We start from the raw sequence: 19,384 nt of genomic DNA, 5'->3' as shown, positions 1-19,384 counted from the left end.
ACCAAAAAAATGTGGAATAATATCGAAAAAGATTAGGCAATTGCACATTCATAATTTTTCCAGCTGTTAAACTATTTATCAACTAGCTGATCTATCGTCATTAAAAAGTGAAGGATCATTAAATCTTGAAAACTTTTTGGATCTAATCCTGTTTGCTTTGCAATTGCATCCAGTCTATATATGAGCGTGTTTCGATGGATGTGTAATTTTTCAGCGGTAATTTTCATATTTAAATTCGTATCTATTAATTGCTCTAACGTGTGTTTTTGCTCATTAGTGAGTTTCTCACCACCCTCCAAATATTGGTCATGGAAGCTCATTAATATGTCAGTTGACACATGGTTAATTAAATTTTTTATCCCCCATTCTGAGATATGAGCGACATTTTCTGTCACTGGGAATCTATTTAATAACTGTAAACTATTATTTGCTTCTAGATATGATTTTCTATAGCCTGCTATACCCTTATAACCATTTCCAGCTCCAATTTTCATTTGTGTTTTTTTAGCGGGAAATAAATCTTTTATCAATCTAGCGACAGACAGATAACTATTTCGTTTCATTGAATGAAGTGCAATTAAACAACAGCTCCCCTCTATAAATGCAGAAAAAACGATATTCGGAATGGCTGCTCTTATTTTTTTCATTCGATCATCTCTTATTTGTTGATATCTCATATTTACTTCGAGATCGGTACTAACGGAATTTAAATCCTCATACTTCACTAGAAAGATGGTTACCTCTTGCTCAAAATCAATATTTAAATAGTGAATCGCATCAGATGTTAATTTTTCCATGTCTACTTGTGTTGGATGAACGAAATTCTTGACCCAATTTTCTACTATTTTATTCTGATATTGTAATTGGTTATTTAATTCCATCTGACCAATCATTACTTCGACTGTCACCTTTAGTATTTGTCCGAATTTCCAGACATCATCTGGATGACCGGTAATACCAATGACTCCAATGACTGTGTCTCGATACTCTACAGGCAGATTAACACCAGATTTTGCTCCTAAGTATTGATCTGCATTTTCAGGGTAAATAACAATTTCCCTTTTAGTTTTGATTACCTCAACTGCCCCATGATGGATTTGATGCAACCTATCTCTATCTCTACTTGCAACAATAATCCCATTCTCATTCATAATATTAATATTATAATCTACAAACTTTTTTAGTTTTTTTATGATCGGATAGGCTAAATCTGAAGTAATAATCATATAGCAAACCTTCTTTCACAGTTTTAAAACTAATAAGTAACCGCTTTCATACTCCAATTCAATGACTAATTGAAACTATATCCCTCTTTTTATTGCAGCTGCTATTATTTTTTAATGATAGAACAGCCCAAGTTGCAGGTATTGTAATTTGGTATCGTTTTTAGGACTAAAATAATATTTTCGTTTTTTCAAAAAAAAAGAACATTTGCTGATATATCGTTCATACCAGACAAATGTTCTTTTTTTTGCTTATTCTTCATTCAAAATCAGGTTATGAGAATGAATTTACATGTTCTTTTGCCAATATAAAGGAATTGCGTAATGTTCCAATTTCTTTGATTTCACATTCTATGATATCTCCATCACCAACCAGCTCTGCCCCCACCGGACTGCCTGTCAGAATTACATCTCCAGGTTTAAGGGTCATGACCTTTGTCAGATAGGACACCATTGTGCGGATTGGAATAATCATTAAGTCTGTTGCACTATTTTGCTTCTCCACACCATTCAATTTAGCTTCGACATTTACTGTGAAAGGATCAAGTTCTGTTTCAATCACAGGTCCGAGTGGTGTGAAGGTATCAAAGGATTTGCCGATTGTCCAATGCCCGTCCTGATGAAAAAATTGAGGGGCGGTTACATCATTTGCAACGGTGTATCCGAATACATAATCCAATACTTCTGACTCGGGTACATTTTTTGCTTCTTTGCCAATAATAATGGCTAACTCCGATTCAAACTTCACTTTGTCTCCCCCCTCCGGAATTAGAATCTCTTCTTCCGGCCCAATAACGGATGAAGTAGGTTTGAAGAAGAAAACCGGAATTTCCGGAAGCTCGGATGGCCGTTCTTCAAGCTTGGAAACATAGTTGGCGCCAATACCAATGATTTGATTGGGAATTAAAGGAGCTCTTAGAGTCACGTCAGCGACAGCCAATGTTTTACCGGTATATTGCCAGTCGCCAAAAATATCTCCTTTAATTTCATGGATTGCATTATCCTTTAACGCTCCTGTGTAAACTGCTGAACCATGTGTATATCTAATAAATTTCATATTACTACTTCCTCTCGATTAGTTTTTCTTGGTCCACTTTTTTACGTGCAACACCCGTTATGATGGCAGCTTCTGCAACAGCAGTGGTTACTGCTTCTGCGACTCTTTTATCAAAAGGATGCGGAATAACGTATTCGGGGGTAAGCTCTTCCAACGTGATTAAATTTGCAATGGCATATACCGCAGCCATCTTCATTTCTTCATTTATTTCAGATGCATGAACCTTCAACGCTCCCTTAAAAATACCCGGGAAGGCCAGCACATTATTCACCTGGTTCGGTAAATCGGAGCGCCCGGTTCCCACCACTAGGGCTCCGGCTTCCAATGCTTCTTCCGGCATGATTTCCGGGATTGGGTTCGCCATCGCAAAAATAATACCATCCCTGTTCATGGACCTAACCATCTCCTGTGTCACGGCTCCGGCAGCAGATACACCGATGAATACGTCTGCTCCTTTCAACACTTCCGATAAATCCCCTTGAATACAGCCTTTATTTGTCACTTCGGCAATATCATCTTTGATTGAATTCATTCCTTCATAGCGGCCCTTATAGATTGCACCCTTTGTATCACACAAGATAATATCGCATACACCCATACTTAAAAGTAAGTATGTAATTGCTATTCCTGCCGCACCAGCACCATTGACTACTATTCTTGTATCTCCAAGGCGTTTGCCAACAACCTTTAGCGCGTTAATCAGTCCCGCTGCAGTTACGATTGCTGTCCCATGCTGGTCATCATGGAAAACCGGGATATTCATTTCTCTTTTTAGTCTGTCTTCTATGATAAAACAATTAGGTGCTGCAATGTCTTCCAAGTTAATCCCGCCGAAGGTTGGTTCCATTATTTTTATAGCCTGAATAATTTGTTCCACATCATTTGTGTCCAAGCAAATTGGAAATGCATCGACATCTGCGAAGGCCTTAAATAAAGCGGCTTTTCCTTCCATAACAGGCATTGCAGCCCCTGGACCAATGTTACCGAGACCTAATACGGCTGAACCATCCGATACAACCGCAACAAGATTTCCTTTCATCGTATAATCATAGATTTTTTCAGGATTCTCATAGATTTCTTTACAAGGCTCTGCTACCCCTGGTGAATAAGCCAAACTTAAATCATAGGCAGTTTCTACTGGCACCTTAACATTGACATTTATTTTCCCCTGTGACTGCTTGTGAAGATTGAGAGAAATCTCTCTTAAGTTTCTCATTGCCTCAAAACCTCCATTTATTTTTCCAATTTACTAGAATAGTGTTGTAACCGGTGGTTCTCAGGCTCGGTGCAGTCTCTTTTTTTCAACAAATATTTGATGTCGTTTCCAAGGTATACTCATCACTAGAATGGGCCGGACAAGCCACACTAAGAGATTATTGTTTTATAAGCAAACTTTTCCTTTGCTTCAATCCGTCTACGGTGAAGAATAGGCTCGGTATACCCATTTGGCTGGTTATAACCTTCAAAAATCAAGTCACAAGCGGCCTGAAATGCGACCGAATCACCATAGTTCGGTGCCATATTTCGATATAATGGGTCCTCCGCATTCTGCTCATCTACCACTTTTGCCATGCACTGCAATGTCTCAAGAACTTGCTCTTTTGTACAAATACCATGGTGAAGCCAATTTGCCAAATGCTGGCTGGAAATCCGTAATGTTGCGCGGTCTTCCATTAGGCCCGTGTTATTGATATCCAACACTTTAGAGCAGCCAACTCCCTGGTCTACCCAGCGGACAACATAACCTAATAAAGTTTGGCAGTTGTTCTCTAGCTCTTCCTGAATTTCTTCAGAAGTCCATGAAGGATCTTGAGCTACCGGGAATTTAAGTATATCTTCTCGGAATGCACCAGTTTGGTGCATCTTTTCTTTTTGAACTTCTCTTACATCCACTTCATGATAGTGCAATGCGTGAAGTGTCGCAGCCGTAGGAGATGGCACCCAAGCAGTATTGGCCCCGGTTTTGACATGAGCCAATTTTTGCTTCAACATTTCTTCCATTAGATCCGGCATGGCCCACATGCCCTTTCCAATCTGGGCACGGCCTTGAAAACCACTTGAGAGTCCGGTCATTACATTGGATTGTTCATAGCCTTGGAGCCATTCGGAAGATTTCATTTCATTTTTGCGAATCATTGGACCTGCCTCCATGGAGGAATGAATTTCATCGCCGGTTCTGTCAAGGAAACCCGTGTTTATAAAAACAATCCGATCTTTTACTTGTTTAATGCACGCCTTTAAATTTAAGGTGGTTCTGCGTTCTTCATCCATGACACCGATTTTAAGTGTATTGCGTTCAAGTCCAAGCAAATCCTCTACAGAGTCAAGAAGCTTATTTGCAAATGCCACCTCTTCAGAACCATGCATTTTTGGTTTTACGATATAGACCGAACCTTTCTCGGTATTTTGGAATGGACCATTATCTAAAAGTGTATGTTTGGCAATAAGACTTGTAACAACTGCGTCCAGGATTCCTTCTTGAATTTCTTCCCCGTTTGGATCGAGAATGGCACTATTTGTCATCAAATGTCCAACATTACGGACAAATAGCAAGGATCGACCTTTTAAAGAGATTTCCTCTCCATCTGGTGTTAAATAGCGACGGTCTGAATTTAAGGTCCGTTTTATCGTTTTATTACCCTTTTCAAAAGTGGCTGAGAGTGTTCCCTTCATTAGGCCTAACCAGTTTTCATAAACACGTACTTTATCTTCAGCATCTACTGCTGCTACAGAGTCTTCACAATCCATGATGGTTGTAATGGCAGATTCAAGGATGACATCCTTTACACCTGCATTATCTGTTCTGCCAATGCGATGATTTCTGTCTATTTGGATTTCAAAGTGTAGTCCATTATTTTTTAATAGGATGGCCGATGGTTCCTCCTGAGTTCCCTGATATCCTACAAGCTTTGTTTCATCAACCAATGCAGTTGTGTTACCATTACTAAGTGATACAATTAACCGCCCTTCTTTTATCGAATAGGACACAGCGTCCTTATGCGCGGCCTTTTTTAATGCTGCTGCTTTGTCAAGAAAATTTCTTGCAAACTCAATGACCTTTGTACCGCGAACTGGGTTGTAGCCTCCTTCAAGATTTGCTCCATCTTTTTCGCTGATAGCATCGGTTCCGTATAAGGCGTCATAAAGGCTTCCCCACCGGGCATTTGCTGCATTAATAGCGTAACGAGCATTATTTACAGGTACAACTAACTGCGGTCCTGCTTGCACGGTAATTTCGTCATCAACATTGGCAGTTGTAATCTCAAAATCTTCTGCTTCAGGTTCAAGATAGCCAATTTCTGTTAAAAATGTCTGATAGGTATCAAAGTCAAAGTGCCCTCTGTTTTCGAGATACCAGGTGTTCAATTTGTTTTGAATATCATCGCGAACTGCAAGCAGTTCCTTATTTTTTGGTGTTAAATCGATTATTAATGATTCAAATCCTGACCAAAACTGATCTGCGGTAATGAAGGTTCCTGGAAGGACTTTTGAATTAATAAATTCATAGAGTTCCTGAGCTACCTGAAGTTTTCCTTTTTTTACATAAGTGGTCATGGGATATTTCCTCCTTAAAATGTGTTTAATAGCAGTGTTCGAGACTAGTATGAAAAATCAATTTAGAATGTAGCGGCAGTTTCTTTTTCTTTTAACTCCCTCTTGATCTCCACGCAGCGTCCTGGTGTTGGAAATAGTTTCCCGGCATTTAATAGGTTTCCGGGATTGAACACATCGCGGATATCGGTTTGGGCGCTAATTTCTTCCTCTGTGAAGACAAAACGCATTTCTTCTCTTTTCTCAATCCCCACACCATGCTCACCGGTAATTGTGCCGCCTACATCCGCACATACCCGCAGACATGCACTGCCTGCTATCAAAGCCTTTTCACTTTGTCCAGGTTTTCTGGCATCGAAAAGCACTAACGGGTGCAGATTTCCATCTCCTGCATGAAAAATATTTGCGATTCGCAGACCTGATTCTTCACTGATTTGGTTAATCCTTTTCAACACTTCAGGGAGCTTGCTCCGAGGAATTACACCATCCTGGACTAAATAATCTGGCGAAATCGCTCCCATGGCACCGAAACCAGTTTTTCGGTTAGCCCACCATCTGCTGCGCTCTGCCTCATCCTTTGCAGCTCTTACCTCTCGGACATTTCTTTTTAGGCAAACTTCTACTATTTGATTGATTTGCTCATCAAGGCCCGCTTCAATTCCATCCACTTCAATGAGGAGTACTGCTTCGATATCCTTTGGATGTCCTACCGGGAATGCAGCTGCTTCTACCCCTTCAATGGCCGTTTTATCCATCATTTCCAACGCAGCAGGCAAAATCCCTGCTGAAATAATATCGGAAACAGCCTGAGATCCGTCTTCAACCTTATCGAAATAGGCCAACACTGTTTTCTTTGATTCCGGATTTTTCAATATACGCACCGTTATTTTCGTGACGATTCCCAAGGTCCCCTCAGAACCTGTTAAAAGTCCCAGCAAATCATAACCTGGTTCATCAAGAATGCCGTTTGCTCCAATTTCAATAATCTCGCCATTTGGCAGAACAACCTCCAGTCCAAGGATGTGGTTTGTTGTCACGCCATATTTTAAGCAGTGGGCCCCTCCCGCATTTTCAGCAACATTTCCACCAATGGTACAACAGTACTGGCTGGATGGATCTGGTGCGTAGTAGTATCCCTTATCGGAAATGGAATTCGTCAATTTTAAATTAACAAACCCCGGCTCGACAATAGCACGTCGATTCTCAAAGTCTACACTTAATAGTTTCTTCATTCGGACTAGACTAATGACCACTTCTCCATTTAAAGGGATTGCCCCTCCGCTTAAGCCTGTTCCTGCTCCACGTGCAAGGAAAGGCAATTGATGTTGAGCGCAATATTTAACCAAGGCAGAGACTTCCTCTGTGTTTTTTGGGAAAACAACGGCTTTTGGCAAATGCCTATGCAGTGTAAATCCATCGCAATCATAGGCGATAAGATCTTCCTTATGGTAAATGATCGAACGGGCATCCCCTACAATGTTTGCCAGATTCCTAATATGCTGATCTTTAGACTTGATTCCCTTGACAGACATTTATTGTTCACCCTTCCCGTCCTCTTTTTGATAAGCCCAATCCAACAGTTGTACCGTATGGACGATTTTTTGATTTCTTCCATGCTTTTGTACCCCCATTGCCATCTGAAGCATACATCCCGGGTTCCCCATGGAAATCATCTCAACATCCTCAGGAACATTTTGCATTTTGTTATCAAGTACAAGAGAGGCCATTTCCGGGTTGGTAATATTGTAGATTCCTGCACTGCCACAGCAACGGTCCGAATTCGGCATATGAACCATTTCCACACCAGGTATGTTAAGCAGCAAATCGCGCGGTTCCTTTCGTATTCCCTGTCCGTGTGCCAAATGGCAGGCATCATGATAGGTAATTTTTGTTTTTAATTCCGCTTTTGGTATTTCGTAACCTGTTTCATACAGGTATTTTGAAATATCCTCTACCTTCGCCGAAAACTCTTCCGCTTTTTCATGCCATTCGGGATCATCATGGAATAATTCAGTATATTCCTTAAGGGCACAGCCACAGCCGGCCGCATTTACTATTACCTTATCAGCATCTTTAAACGCCTCAATATTCTGTTTTGCGAGCTTCCTTCCCATATCGCGATCCCCAGCATGGACATGCAGCGCTCCGCAGCAGGTTTGATTCTTCGGAATACTCACGTCATTTCCATTACGCGTTAATACATTAATGGATGCTTCATTAATATCACTGAACATCACATCCATGACACAGCCCGTTAAGAATGCGACCTCTCTCTTTGTTTCTCCCCTGGATTTAATGATTTTGGCATCTTTGTACTTTTTACGAACCGGTTCTTTTATTTCCGGCATGATGGCTTCCATATCAACAAGATGCTGCGGCATGATATTAATTAGCTTTGACTTTCGTACGACCTTTTGCATGCCGCTTTTTTGATAGAATTTTAGAAGGCTTCCCAGTGTATTGAGCCGGTTTTGATGAGGGAAGAGACCTTGCAAGAACATTTTGCTTACAGCACCTTTCAGGCCTGTTAACGGCATCGCTTGACGAATTTGTCCCCGAGCTTCTTCGATTAGACCGCCGACTTCCACATCCGCTGGGCATGCTGTCGTACAAGCTCGGCAGTCAAGACAGGCGAAAACAGGGTCCATAAATTGTTCATTGACAGTAAGTCTTCCTTCTGCCACCGACTTTATTAAATGTACACGTCCGCGTGGAGAATGCTGCTCCTGACCGGTAATCTCATACGTCGGGCATGATTCCAAACACATACCACAATGAACACAATCACTCCATTTGTTTTCATCTGGGTGATCCTTCGAGAGAAAATTACTTAAGCCGGTGGTACAAGCCGGAGCTTTTTTTAAATCTGCTTCTTTCGTGCTCATCACTAAATCCCTCCAATAAAACGTTTTGGATTGAGAACTTTATTTGAGTCAACCTTAGATTTAATTCCATTGAAAAGGAAGAAATGTGATGGTTTGTTACCCCAAGTATCTATTTCCCGTCTTAAGGCAAAAGGAAGATGTTTAATTACGGTGTACCCGCCAAGTTTTGTGGACAATTCTCTCAGTCTCTTAACAGCTGAAATGATATCCTCTTTTGCACCTTTTAGATTTACTTGACATAAACCATGGCCTAATCCACCATGCGCTTCAACATCTAGGTTGTGAGAATCAATAAGCAGCTGACTTTCTTTTAGTACGTGGATTACATCCATATTCTTAACACCAATTTTCAAAGAAGCCTGGGTACCTTCTGCAGCGGAAATGAAATGAACGGAATAAAAGTGGTTCCAAAACGAATGAGCTTCATTTGCGTCAAGTATTTTTAAATCTGTTTGATTGGGCTGAGTGCTTTGAATAAAATTCTCTTGATAGCGTACGGATGTTTGTACATCCTCGAGTCCAATCGCTACAGTATAACAGCTATGGCCGGTTAATTTTCCAGCTAGTGTTGGACTAAGGAGTTCAAATGTCACAGGTTCCATCGTAGAATCAAGAAGCTTTGTGGCATAAGACCGTATTTCTTCCATATTTCCTTGAGGGAAAAATAGTAAAATCAAACTTTCATTTTTGGGGAGAGGACGGAGCTTTACGGTTACTTCCGATATTATCCCCAAGGTACCCATCGAACCGATAAATAATTTGTTCATATCATAACCTGCTACATTTTTCACCACTTTTCCACCTGACCGAATGACTTTACCATCGGGATAGACTATTCTTAGGCCAATTACAACATCTCTTGAAGAGCCGTAGCCCAACCGCTTAGGACCGCTGTCATTGGAAGCAATAATGCCACCAATCGTTGCTGACTCTGGTGAGAATGGGTCAAGTGAAATTTTTTGATTAAACTTTGCCAAATACTCCTGCAATTCTTTAAAAGTAGTTCCTGCCTTAATAGTTAACATCATGTCACCAACACCATGTTCGACAATGCCTTTATAGTTGGATAATGAAAGTAGAATATCTGCTGACTCCGTCAAGCCTCCGAACCCTCTTTTAGTTCCATTTCCTTCAATGAATACTTTTTTACCGTTTTCATTGGCGTAATTCAGAATAGCTGAAATTTCTTCCTCTGATTGCGGATACACCTTCACCAAGCCGTTATTCCCAAGGTGATGATTTTTCTCCCCTTCCTTGACTTGCTCAGATGATAAAATATCTTGTAATTCCGTAATAAGTTCTGTAGTGATCAATACGAACACCTCCATTGTTGTGTAATAAGCAACAGCGTTTCTATTTTTGTGTAAAAAAATAATTTTTTCCTGACCCAATAACCCGTACAATTCAACACACATTATTGGCCTTGTTACAAATATAATATCTATCAATATGTAATTATTGTATTTTGGTAATATTTTTTGTGAATTTTCAAAATCCTTTAAATGTTTAATAGTTTTAGTATTACATCTAATATTTGCTGTAACTGTTTAAAACTGACTATTATATAAATCTGCATAAAAACCGTTTTCCTTCATTAGTTCCTGATGAGTCCCTTTTTCAATAATATCCCCTTGGTGCATGACTAATATCAAATCGGCACCTTTAATGGTTGATAAGCGGTGAGCTATAATGAAACTTGTTCGGTTTTTCATTAGATTGTTCATCGCTTTTTGAATTTTTAGTTCCGTACGTGTATCCACGCTGCTGGTTGCTTCATCTAATATTAAAATTATTGGATCTGATATAATCGCTCTAGCGATTGTTAAAAGCTGTTTTTGTCCATGAGATATATTGGAAGCATCTTGATATAATACGGTATTGTAACCTTCAGGCAGCTTACGAATAAAGTCATCGGCATAAGCGGACTGAGCTGCAGCTATGATTTCCTCATCAGTCGCATCTTTTTTACCATAAGAAATATTTTCGCGTATCGTTCCACTAAATAACCAGGTGTCTTGAAGGACCATGGCAAATAAACTTCTTACTTGCTCTTGGGATAAATGTTTACTATCTATTTGATCAATGAAAATATTTCCACTGTTTATCTCATAAAAACGCATGAGCAAATTGATTAAGGTTGTTTTCCCAGCACCAGTTGGACCAACAATTGCAACTGTTTGCCCTTCCTTTATTTCTAAATTTATATCTCCCATCAAACGGGAATCCCTTTCATAACCGAAACTAACATGTTCAAACTTCACTTGCCCCTTCATTTGGTCCAAATCGATACATGCATCTTTCTCTTTTTGTTCTTCTTCTTCATCTAGTAGGTCAAATACACGCTCTGCAGAAGCAAGTGCGTTTTGGATTAAGTTAGCAATACCTGATACTTGCATCATAGGTCCAGTGATTTGTTTTGAATATTGAAGAAATGCTTGCACATTACCAATTAACATACTCCCGTTAAGAACGAAAACACCTCCGATAATACTGACAAACACAAAACCTATATTCCCAACGAAGTTCATTAAAGGGTTCATAATTCCTGATAGAAATTGGGCTTTTTGATTAACCTTATATAATGTTTTATTCATTTCATCAAATCGCTCAACTGATTTATCCTCGTAACCGTATGCCTTTACCACATGATGGCCTGTGAACATTTCTTCGACATAACCATTCACATTTCCAAGGACTGCTTGTTGCTTTTTAAAAAGCGGTTGAGACCGTGAGAAGATACATCTTATGATGAAAACGCTTAGTGGAACTGTAACAGCGATAACAATGGTCATTAAGGGACTTATTAAAAGCATCATCACAATCATCCCTGCGACAGTGATAACTGAGCCAATAAATTGGGTTAAAGCCTGCTGAAAAGAATTGTTGATATTATCGATATCATTCACGGCTCTACTTATTAAGTCACCTTTTGAATGCTGATCAAGGTATTTTATTGGTAATTTCGCGAATTTTTCGTTAACCTCTTTACGTAGTGCGGCCACAGCCCGTTGAGAAACCCCCGCCATTATGAAAGACTGCAAAAACAAACATAAAGAGGAAAATACATAAAGAAAGATTAATATGATAATAATCCAGGCTAGATATCTAAAATTTACGACAGTATCAGTCGTTACACTTTCGAAAATAGAAGTAGTAGCTTTTCCTAGAATAGTAGGACTAGACACATTAAATACAGTAGATAATGTAGTGAAAATACAAACAATGAATAAGTTTTTGCGCTCCGGCTTCAAATAAATAGCTAAACGAACTAATGTTTTTTTTAGCTCCCTGGGAGCTTCGAAACCTTTTCTATGAGGAGAGAAAGCAGTAGTCTGTTCATTATTGCTATTCATGAAACTCCCTCCTCTATTTGTTGAGATGCCACAATTTCTTGATAAACTATACTGTTTCTTAATAGGTATTCATGTGTTCCTTGACCAACCATTTTCCCCTGGTCCAATACTATAATTTGATCTGCATCCATTATCGAGCTGATCCGCTGACTCACAATGATTATGGTTGCGTCCAGTTTTCCCTTCAAACTTCTTCTTAATTTAGCATCTGTTTGATAATCTAAAGCAGAAAAACTATCGTCAAAAATATAAATTTCTGGTTTTCGAACAAGCGCACGTGCAATCGAAAGACGTTGCTTTTGTCCACCTGATAAATTGGAGCCTGCTTGATGAAGCACGCTATGAATCCCTTTTTCTTTCAAATTTACAAAATCAATTGCTTCTGCAATCGTCAATGCTTCCACGATTTCCTTTTCTGTTACATCTTTATTACTGAGACGCAGATTTTCCTCGATTGTCCCACTAAATAAAATGGCTTTTTGAGGAACATAGCCTATTTTTTCTCTAAATTTTCTTTGTGATATGAAACGAACATCGATGTCATTGACTAAGATTTCTCCCTCCACGGGATCAAAAAAGCGCAGAATAAGCTGAATTAGTGTCGTTTTACCTGAACCTGTACCACCAATAATGGCAGTGGTCTGTCCTTGGCAAACTTTAAAAGATATGTTTTCAACGGCAGCTCTCTCTGCTCCCTCATAACGATAGGTAACATTTTTTAATTGTATAAAGCCACTTTTATTCTTACTTGATTCTCTCGTTTCTTTTGGATCCTTTACAATTGCCTCCACTTCTAAAACTTCACTAATTCGTTTTACAGATGCTAATGCACGCGGTAACTTCATAAATGCAATCGATAACATAATAAATGCCATAAATATCATTAATGCATACTGTAAAAATGCCATCATATTACCAACCATCATCGTTCCTTCATTGATTCGAATGGCACCAAACCAAACAATTGCAATATTAGTAAAGTTAATGATTAATTGCATAACGGGGAATAATAAAGCCATTGTCTTATTGACCTTAATCCCATTATCACGAAAGCCCTCATTCGCAATGTTGAACCGTTTTTTTTCATAATTTACCTGATTAAAGGCTCGAGTAACACGTATACCAGTTAGACTTTCTCTTATGACTAAATTCAATCGATCTGTCTTCGTTTGCAGAACCTCAAATAGCGGTATGGCTTTTTTCATAACACCAACGATTAGAAAGATTAATATCGGTAAAGCAGCGAGGAAAATTAAACTTAGTTTAGGTTCTCTGTTAATTGCTAAAATGATGCCGCCAATGAGCATTAGTGGAGCTCGAGTAACGGTCCCTAAAATCAGACTTAACACATCTTGAACTTGCTTACTATCATTTGTGGTTCTAGTAATAAGGGTTGCTGGGCCAAAACTGTTTAGAGTTTCTATTGGTAAATTCTCTACTTTGACAAACAATGCACGACGTAAATCTCGACCAAAGCCTGTAGCAACTTTGGAAGATAAATAAATACTTACTATCGTAACAAGTATTGTTAACATACTAAGGACAAGCATCCACACACCACTCTGGATGATATAAGGTAAATTTGAATCTGTAATCCCAATGTCAATCACATTAGCCATTAGTGTCGGAATGTACAATTCAAATAAGGTACTCGCTAATGTTAATGTAATGATGGATGCAATCAACCATTTGTATGGTTTTATATACGTTAACATCGTAAACATAATCGTACTCACTTCTTTCTTTATCAATTGAAACACATGAAAGGTATACTTACCCTATCCATTAAAGGAGATTGTATATTATTGGAAGTATAATAGAAGTGAGGATTGCAGCAGCACCGATAGCAACACTGGATACAGCTCCTTGTAATGTCCCCTCAGCTGCAGCTTGGCTTGTTCCGATACCATGTGACACAGTTCCAATTCCCAGACCTCGTGAGATAGGATCGTGAATCTTAAATAATGTTAAAAACATTGAGCCGAAGGAAGCTCCAAAGATTCCTGCAGTAATAACAAGTACTGCTGCTAATGAGGGATCTCCACCAATAATAGTGACGATTTCTATTGCGACTGGGGTTGTTACTGCCTTAACCGCAGAAGTTCTCTGTATGATTTCGGAAAAGTTTAGTAGTTTTGAAATCCCGATTGCAGAAGCTATGGTAGCAAAACACCCCAACGTTAAACCCGATAAAACCTGTAACGCTTTTTCCTTAATGACGAATCGATTTTTGTACATAGGAACGGCAAGCGCAACCGTAGCAGGACCCAGCAAGTAAGTCAACGATTCTTTAGCAGGTGTGTATTCCACATAGGTAATATCCGCTGCTCTTAGAACGATTATGACAATAATCGTTGCTAACAATACTGGAGTGGTAAAAGGGTTGGTGAAATGCCTATATAATCCTCTCGCCCCAATGTAAATGAATATCGTTAAGCTGATATTAAATAGAGTTAGACCTGCCATGTTTCTGTATCTCCCTTGAAGATAAGAATTGTGTGCTTCCAGAAGTTACTACTAAACCTATAACTGTACTTCCAATGACCATTAGTAGTAATTGCCAGCCACTAGCTATTATTAAATCACCATAAGTCATGAAACCTACTGCATATGGAATAAAAAATAATCCCAGGTGTTTGATCAGATACTCTGCTGCCTTTTCAATATAACGTAACTTTACGATTCGCATGGTTAAGCTTAGGAATAACAGAATCATCCCCAGGACATTACCAGGAATGGGCAGGTTTGTTACTTTTGCTATGTAATTTGACCCAATATAAATGAAAATTAAAATAAACAATTGTAACAAAAAGAGGACAGCATTTTTCACATCATTAACCTTCCTTCTATAATGAAGTAAACGGTAGATTAAGAACCAGTTTCCTTAAGTTTGTTAAACTTTGTTCAAGTACGTTCAGAAATTGATTTCTTTTTTCAACTTTTTACTAACTCTTCCTTTTTTTCTATTATATAATGGATATATCAATTCGAAAAATACATATTTCGAATTACAATTATTCATTTTAGTTATAACCCTAACAAACTATCATCTCCGAAAGGGTGTTTTTATGGATATAAGGCATTTAGCTTATTTTTCTGAAGTTGCTAAACAATTGAGCTTTACAAAGGCTGCTTCTACTTTACATGTGTCTCAACCTTCCCTCAGTAAAGCTATTAAGCAAATTGAGTCAGAACTAAGTGTCCCCTTATTTTATAGGTCTAAGCAATTAGAATTAACCGATGCTGGAAAAGCAGTGTTAGTTAACGCCAAGCATGTACTTGAGGCTTTTCAGAACCTAACTACGGAACTGACAGATATTCTCGAATTAAAAAAGGGTGAGATTAAGATTGGTATCCCGCCAATAGTAGGACCCGCGTTTTTTTCTAAATTGATTAGTAAATACAAGGAGCTTTATCCCTATATTGAAATTATTTTGACTGAAGTTGGATCCAAAAAAATAAAAGAGGGGATAGAAGATGGGTCGTTAGATATTGGGCTAATTTGCAATTTACCGGTCAACAATGGAAAATTTGAATTTATGAAGGTTACTCATGATCCATTAATGCTGGTAGTTCATAAGCAAAACAGATTAGCTAGCTATACAGAAGTGGAACTATCGGATTTGAAAAATGAGCATTTCGTCTTATATCAACAAGACTTTTCTCTTTATGACCGCATCATAGAAGAATGCCTGAGTAAAGGCTATCATCCTAAAGTAGTATGTAACAGTTCCCAAAAGGATTTTATAGTAGAGATGGTGGAAGCTAAATTAGGTGTTACTCTATTACCTAGTAGAATTGCTCATTCTATTCATAATCCAAACATCACTGTACTTGATTTAATGAACTCAACTCTTAGTCTAGAGCTTGGCTTGGTATGGAGAAAAGATAAATATTTACCTTATGCTGTTCGTGAATTAATTTCCTTATCAGAAGATTTTATTAAAGCAAAATAACGATTTTACAACCGTATTCTTACCAAAATGGAAGCAAGGACAAGCATTTGTCCTTGCTTCCATTTTTTATATTACCGTTTTTTCATACTTACTTTCACTAATTTGATATGTTGCTTTATCAAGCCATTCTGGTCGTATCTGCACACCCCAACCTGGACCATCAGGGATTTTTACTTTTCCATCACTTACATTGAAACTACTAGTAAACAATTCTTCCTCCCATGGACGAGTTTCAATTGAGTATTCCATGAATTGACCAGCATTTGGAATGGCAGCTGTAAGATGCATTGTAAAAACAGAAATCATGGACAGATTGGCAGAATGGGGCATGCAAATCATACCAGCTTCCTCTGCCATGTTAGCGACTTTAATTGCCCTGCTTAGTCCACCGATATAGCATATATCTGGTTGTACGATATCAACGGCTTTCATGTTAATCATTCTTTGAAACTGTACTAAATCTGTATCTTGTTCTCCACCGGCTACAGCAATATCCAACTCTTCAGTTACTTGTTTGGTCCATTCTAAATTAGGAAAAGGACATGGTTCCTCATAGTGTACCAAACCATATTGTTCTAACAATCTGCCAATCTCAATAGCACGTGTAGGTGTAAATGCGCTGTTAGCATCTGCATACAACAACGTTTCCTCCCCCAGTGCCTTCCGTACGGTTGGTATGATTTGTTCTGTTCTGCCTGGATAGACATCTACGTCATTGCCAAAGTTATTGCCAATTCTAAATTTAAATGCTCGAATGCCATATTCTTGTTGTATTCTCTTCAATCGTTCACTTTCTTCTTCTGGACTTATATTTCTTCTCATGCTAGAACCGTACACTTCTATGGGACGGTGTTCACCTCCTAGCAACTCGCAGACACTTTTACCTAATTGTTTTCCCTTTAAATCCCACAGTGCCGTCTCAAGACCACTTAATGCCCTAAATAGATAAGAACCATAATATTTATGTTCTGCTCTCATGATATCTTCTACAAGCTGGTCAATGGTATCAATTTCTTTTCCCAATACATGTCGTGAAAGTTGTTGATGCACAATCAGTGCGGTAATATTCGCATGATAGGGGGCCGTTTGGCCAAAACCTTCATGACCGTCTGTACTTCTCACACGGACAATCGTCACATATCCTGTAGAGAACGTTTCTATACTCTTAATTTTCATTAATATACACTCCCTTTTCTATTTAAGTACAAAAACCGTTCCCCTTTATTTACGCCCAAGTACAAAGTCGATATCTTCTAAAACCTGTGGACGGAAACGCTTCCAGGAGAATGGTGTATCGCCTAGGTGCATCAATGGCTGCTCCACATAATGAGATGAAGTTACCTCAATAAGATCGTCCCAGTGCTTAATAGCATGTGGGGATTCTAACCATTGTAATGCTTTTTGCTGTTCAGACTCATCTCCGGTCTTAACGAACATTTGGTAACAGACCCCAGCACGGAGTTTATCTGCAAAATATAAACCTAATAATGCCCAAGCCTTGATATCAGCCTTTTCGCAGCATATTAGTGGTGAATCATTATCTATCGACGCAATCAACTCAAGGCCGTGCTTTGAATCTTTCTCTAATAAATCTGCTAATTGAATCGGTGTTACAAATTCTTCAGTCGATTCTTCATTAATTTTACAATCAACATAATCACGAATTGATAGATAAGTTGATTCTATTGGCTTTGTATTTAGTAAATCTTCAAGCGAAATAAACGCTTTTCCCGAGTTATATCCTCTAGTATCTGTAGATAGGAAACCTTCTGCATATAAAGTAAAATCCCATAAGATTGTAAAAGAGGACGCAAGTGCCAATGGCATTTTACTGACAGACGAATATGCATTAAGTAAAGGATATCCATTGGATTTACCGTATCGTCGGCCCAGTGCATTTGCAAACACCTCATCAGGTGTTGAAGGGTCGAATAATAATCTTCCCCATAACATGTAGTACAGCCAATGTTTTTCGAAAGCGTATGTCCATTGGAAATGATCACTATCTCTAGAGTGAGAATAATCATGGGCCGGAATAAAGCATTCTGATCCGATAAAATATCCTCCTACATAATCATGACCGTTTTCCTTAATATGTTCCCTTATGAAATCAGGCTGAGCCCAACGTAATGTAAAGAAATCCTCATTCCGAGCCATCCATGTTACTTTGTAATTTTTCGGATCTGGATTCCAATATCCCTTTAACCCATCGCTTCGCCCCCCATGCGTTATTCGTAACTTTGGAGTTGAATAGGCATGAGACCAATTAAACTTTAGTTCCAACCAGACTGGTTCAGGTAAAAAATCTATCTTCTCCATAACATTTCTTGTAAGAGATGTATCAATGGTAAATGGCGCGCGATAAATGTACTTAACAGGTCTGCTGGCGTCCTTCATTCCTTGATAATAAACATCCTCTACCCATAACTGACGCTCTTCTGGTGACATGTCGCCCATTCTTTCACCTAAAGAAGTGCCCAATCCAGTAAGATCAGGATACTCATCAATCAACTGTGTCACACACTCACGATTATATTGTTTAATTTGCTCAGTAGAATAAGACTCACCAAGATGATAAAACTTTTCATCGCTAATGGCATTTTGGTCGTAGTGTTCTCGGAACGATTCAGAGACGAAAATGTTCCAAGTTACTAAGTACGTTTCAATGCCACGCTCTTTTGCCATTCGAAACAAGGACGTCCAAAATTGCTTCCATTCTCCCATTTCTTCATCGGTAAACGGAGTAGCTTTAGGAAAACTTTTGGGTTTTATCATATATGGAAATGGATGCATGCTCCATAAAGTTAGCACGTTATAGCGATTTTGAGCCATCATATCCAAAAATGATTTCCAAAAATTAAGATCACGGACAGTTTCTTTTTGTACTTCAAAACTATCATTTTGCCTGTAAGATGACCAAGGAAGATTGAATTTCAAAGCGCGGAACGAAAATTTTGGGTTAATAATACATTCGTTTACGCTAGTAAGGTCACCGTGAGTCTGAAGCTGCTCACAGAGCTCCAAAATTCCATACATTGCACCAGACTCATCGCTTGCCAAAATAAAAACAGTAATATTCCCCTGATCGACTGCCCGTAGGATTTGAAAGCCTTCTGAGCTTACAGATAGATTAACCTTCAATCCAAAACTTTGGTTTCCATCCATGTTATTAGTCAAAATAATAATATTGTGTGTGTGTGGATCTTTTTCTGAGCTAACGTTCCACACTTCACCCATTTCTGTAATGATAGCTTTTAATTTATCGATTGCAAATTTTACCTTTGACGATTCTACCGGATATGTAAGTGTTATCATTTAAAACCATCCCTCCACTCATTTAACTCTTCGATATTAACAA

General features: G+C 38.7%; 14 protein-coding genes. 1 reads left to right on the top strand and 13 read right to left on the bottom strand.

Annotated elements, in window-relative coordinates; translation table 11 throughout:
* Positions 1-71: 71 nt before the first annotated feature.
* The 11 genes from MLOOGBEN_RS06375 to MLOOGBEN_RS06325 form a co-directional block, all read right to left on the bottom strand.
* A complete protein-coding gene (locus MLOOGBEN_RS06375; protein WP_179157421.1) occupies positions 72-1,226 on the bottom strand; it encodes a CdaR family transcriptional regulator in 1,155 nt (384 codons plus the stop codon).
* Positions 1,227-1,497: 271 nt separating this feature from the next.
* Positions 1,498-2,280 carry a fumarylacetoacetate hydrolase family protein gene (locus tag MLOOGBEN_RS06370; RefSeq protein WP_179157420.1) on the bottom strand — a complete coding sequence of 261 codons (783 nt, stop codon included), beginning with the start codon at positions 2,278-2,280 and terminating at the stop codon, positions 1,498-1,500.
* 4 nt (positions 2,281-2,284) lie between these two features.
* Complete coding sequence (locus MLOOGBEN_RS06365; protein ID WP_179157419.1) at positions 2,285-3,496, bottom strand: NAD(P)-dependent malic enzyme; 1,212 nt, start codon at positions 3,494-3,496, stop codon at positions 2,285-2,287.
* 149 nt (positions 3,497-3,645) lie between these two features.
* Positions 3,646-5,835: a malate synthase G gene (locus tag MLOOGBEN_RS06360; RefSeq protein WP_179157418.1), complete on the bottom strand. Its 2,190-nt coding sequence runs from the start codon at positions 5,833-5,835 to the stop codon at positions 3,646-3,648.
* 62 nt (positions 5,836-5,897) lie between these two features.
* On the bottom strand, positions 5,898-7,364 hold the full coding sequence (locus MLOOGBEN_RS06355; protein WP_179157417.1) for an FAD-linked oxidase C-terminal domain-containing protein: 1,467 nt from the start codon (positions 7,362-7,364) through the stop codon (positions 5,898-5,900).
* On the bottom strand, positions 7,365-8,717 hold the full coding sequence (locus tag MLOOGBEN_RS06350; RefSeq protein ID WP_179157416.1) for a (Fe-S)-binding protein: 1,353 nt from the start codon (positions 8,715-8,717) through the stop codon (positions 7,365-7,367).
* Between the two features lie 2 nt (positions 8,718-8,719).
* Entirely contained in the window at positions 8,720-10,030 is a 1,311-nt protein-coding gene (locus MLOOGBEN_RS06345; protein ID WP_256988920.1) for an FAD-binding oxidoreductase, read from the bottom strand.
* A gap of 234 nt (positions 10,031-10,264) precedes the next feature.
* Complete coding sequence (locus MLOOGBEN_RS06340) at positions 10,265-12,070, bottom strand: ABC transporter ATP-binding protein (RefSeq protein ID WP_179157415.1); 1,806 nt, start codon at positions 12,068-12,070, stop codon at positions 10,265-10,267.
* A complete protein-coding gene (locus MLOOGBEN_RS06335; RefSeq protein WP_179157612.1) occupies positions 12,067-13,794 on the bottom strand; it encodes an ABC transporter ATP-binding protein in 1,728 nt (575 codons plus the stop codon). The genes MLOOGBEN_RS06340 and MLOOGBEN_RS06335 overlap by 4 nt, the downstream gene beginning before the upstream one ends.
* 61 nt (positions 13,795-13,855) lie before the next feature.
* Positions 13,856-14,536 carry an LrgB family protein gene (locus tag MLOOGBEN_RS06330; protein ID WP_179157414.1) on the bottom strand — a complete coding sequence of 227 codons (681 nt, stop codon included), beginning with the start codon at positions 14,534-14,536 and terminating at the stop codon, positions 13,856-13,858.
* On the bottom strand, positions 14,514-14,900 hold the full coding sequence (locus MLOOGBEN_RS06325) for a CidA/LrgA family protein (protein ID WP_179157413.1): 387 nt from the start codon (positions 14,898-14,900) through the stop codon (positions 14,514-14,516). Before MLOOGBEN_RS06325 ends, MLOOGBEN_RS06330 begins: the two co-directional genes overlap by 23 nt.
* 238 nt (positions 14,901-15,138) lie before the next feature.
* Here MLOOGBEN_RS06325 and MLOOGBEN_RS06320 point away from each other — a divergent pair, with 238 nt between their 5' ends.
* On the top strand, positions 15,139-16,026 hold the full coding sequence (locus MLOOGBEN_RS06320; RefSeq protein WP_179157412.1) for a LysR family transcriptional regulator: 888 nt from the start codon (positions 15,139-15,141) through the stop codon (positions 16,024-16,026).
* 66 nt (positions 16,027-16,092) lie between these two features.
* Here the strand turns inward: MLOOGBEN_RS06320 and MLOOGBEN_RS06315 are convergent, their stop codons facing one another.
* Together MLOOGBEN_RS06315 and MLOOGBEN_RS06310 are read right to left on the bottom strand one after the other, a co-directional pair.
* On the bottom strand, positions 16,093-17,202 hold the full coding sequence (locus tag MLOOGBEN_RS06315; RefSeq protein WP_179157411.1) for a mandelate racemase/muconate lactonizing enzyme family protein: 1,110 nt from the start codon (positions 17,200-17,202) through the stop codon (positions 16,093-16,095).
* 45 nt (positions 17,203-17,247) lie between these two features.
* Entirely contained in the window at positions 17,248-19,341 is a 2,094-nt protein-coding gene (locus tag MLOOGBEN_RS06310; RefSeq protein WP_179157410.1) for a hypothetical protein, read from the bottom strand.
* Positions 19,342-19,384 lie beyond the last annotated feature (43 nt).

It is taken from the genome of Bacillus sp. EB106-08-02-XG196 (genome assembly GCF_013396335.1).
In the GTDB taxonomy this organism is placed as follows: Bacteria; Bacillota; Bacilli; order Bacillales; family Cytobacillaceae; genus Neobacillus.
Note: the sequence above shows the minus strand (reverse complement) of the source record. Positions and strands in the feature narration are given on the sequence as shown.

Bases quoted from the DNA above. Each gene is read 5' to 3' on its own strand.
- MLOOGBEN_RS06375 (WP_179157421.1), bottom strand. From the start codon at position 1,226: ATGATTATTACTTCAGATTTAGCCTATCCGATCATAAAAAAACTAAAA.
- MLOOGBEN_RS06370 (WP_179157420.1), bottom strand. From the start codon at position 2,280: ATGAAATTTATTAGATATACACATGGTTCAGCAGTTTACACAGGAGCG.
- MLOOGBEN_RS06365 (WP_179157419.1), bottom strand. From the start codon at position 3,496: ATGAGAAACTTAAGAGAGATTTCTCTCAATCTTCACAAGCAGTCACAG.
- MLOOGBEN_RS06360 (WP_179157418.1), bottom strand. From the start codon at position 5,835: ATGACCACTTATGTAAAAAAAGGAAAACTTCAGGTAGCTCAGGAACTC.
- MLOOGBEN_RS06355 (WP_179157417.1), bottom strand. From the start codon at position 7,364: ATGTCTGTCAAGGGAATCAAGTCTAAAGATCAGCATATTAGGAATCTG.
- MLOOGBEN_RS06350 (WP_179157416.1), bottom strand. From the start codon at position 8,717: ATGAGCACGAAAGAAGCAGATTTAAAAAAAGCTCCGGCTTGTACCACC.
- MLOOGBEN_RS06340 (WP_179157415.1), bottom strand. From the start codon at position 12,070: ATGAATAGCAATAATGAACAGACTACTGCTTTCTCTCCTCATAGAAAA.
- MLOOGBEN_RS06335 (WP_179157612.1), bottom strand. From the start codon at position 13,794: ATGTTTACGATGTTAACGTATATAAAACCATACAAATGGTTGATTGCA.
- MLOOGBEN_RS06330 (WP_179157414.1), bottom strand. From the start codon at position 14,536: ATGGCAGGTCTAACTCTATTTAATATCAGCTTAACGATATTCATTTAC.
- MLOOGBEN_RS06320 (WP_179157412.1), top strand. From the start codon at position 15,139: ATGGATATAAGGCATTTAGCTTATTTTTCTGAAGTTGCTAAACAATTG.
- MLOOGBEN_RS06315 (WP_179157411.1), bottom strand. From the start codon at position 17,202: ATGAAAATTAAGAGTATAGAAACGTTCTCTACAGGATATGTGACGATT.
- MLOOGBEN_RS06310 (WP_179157410.1), bottom strand. From the start codon at position 19,341: ATGATAACACTTACATATCCGGTAGAATCGTCAAAGGTAAAATTTGCA.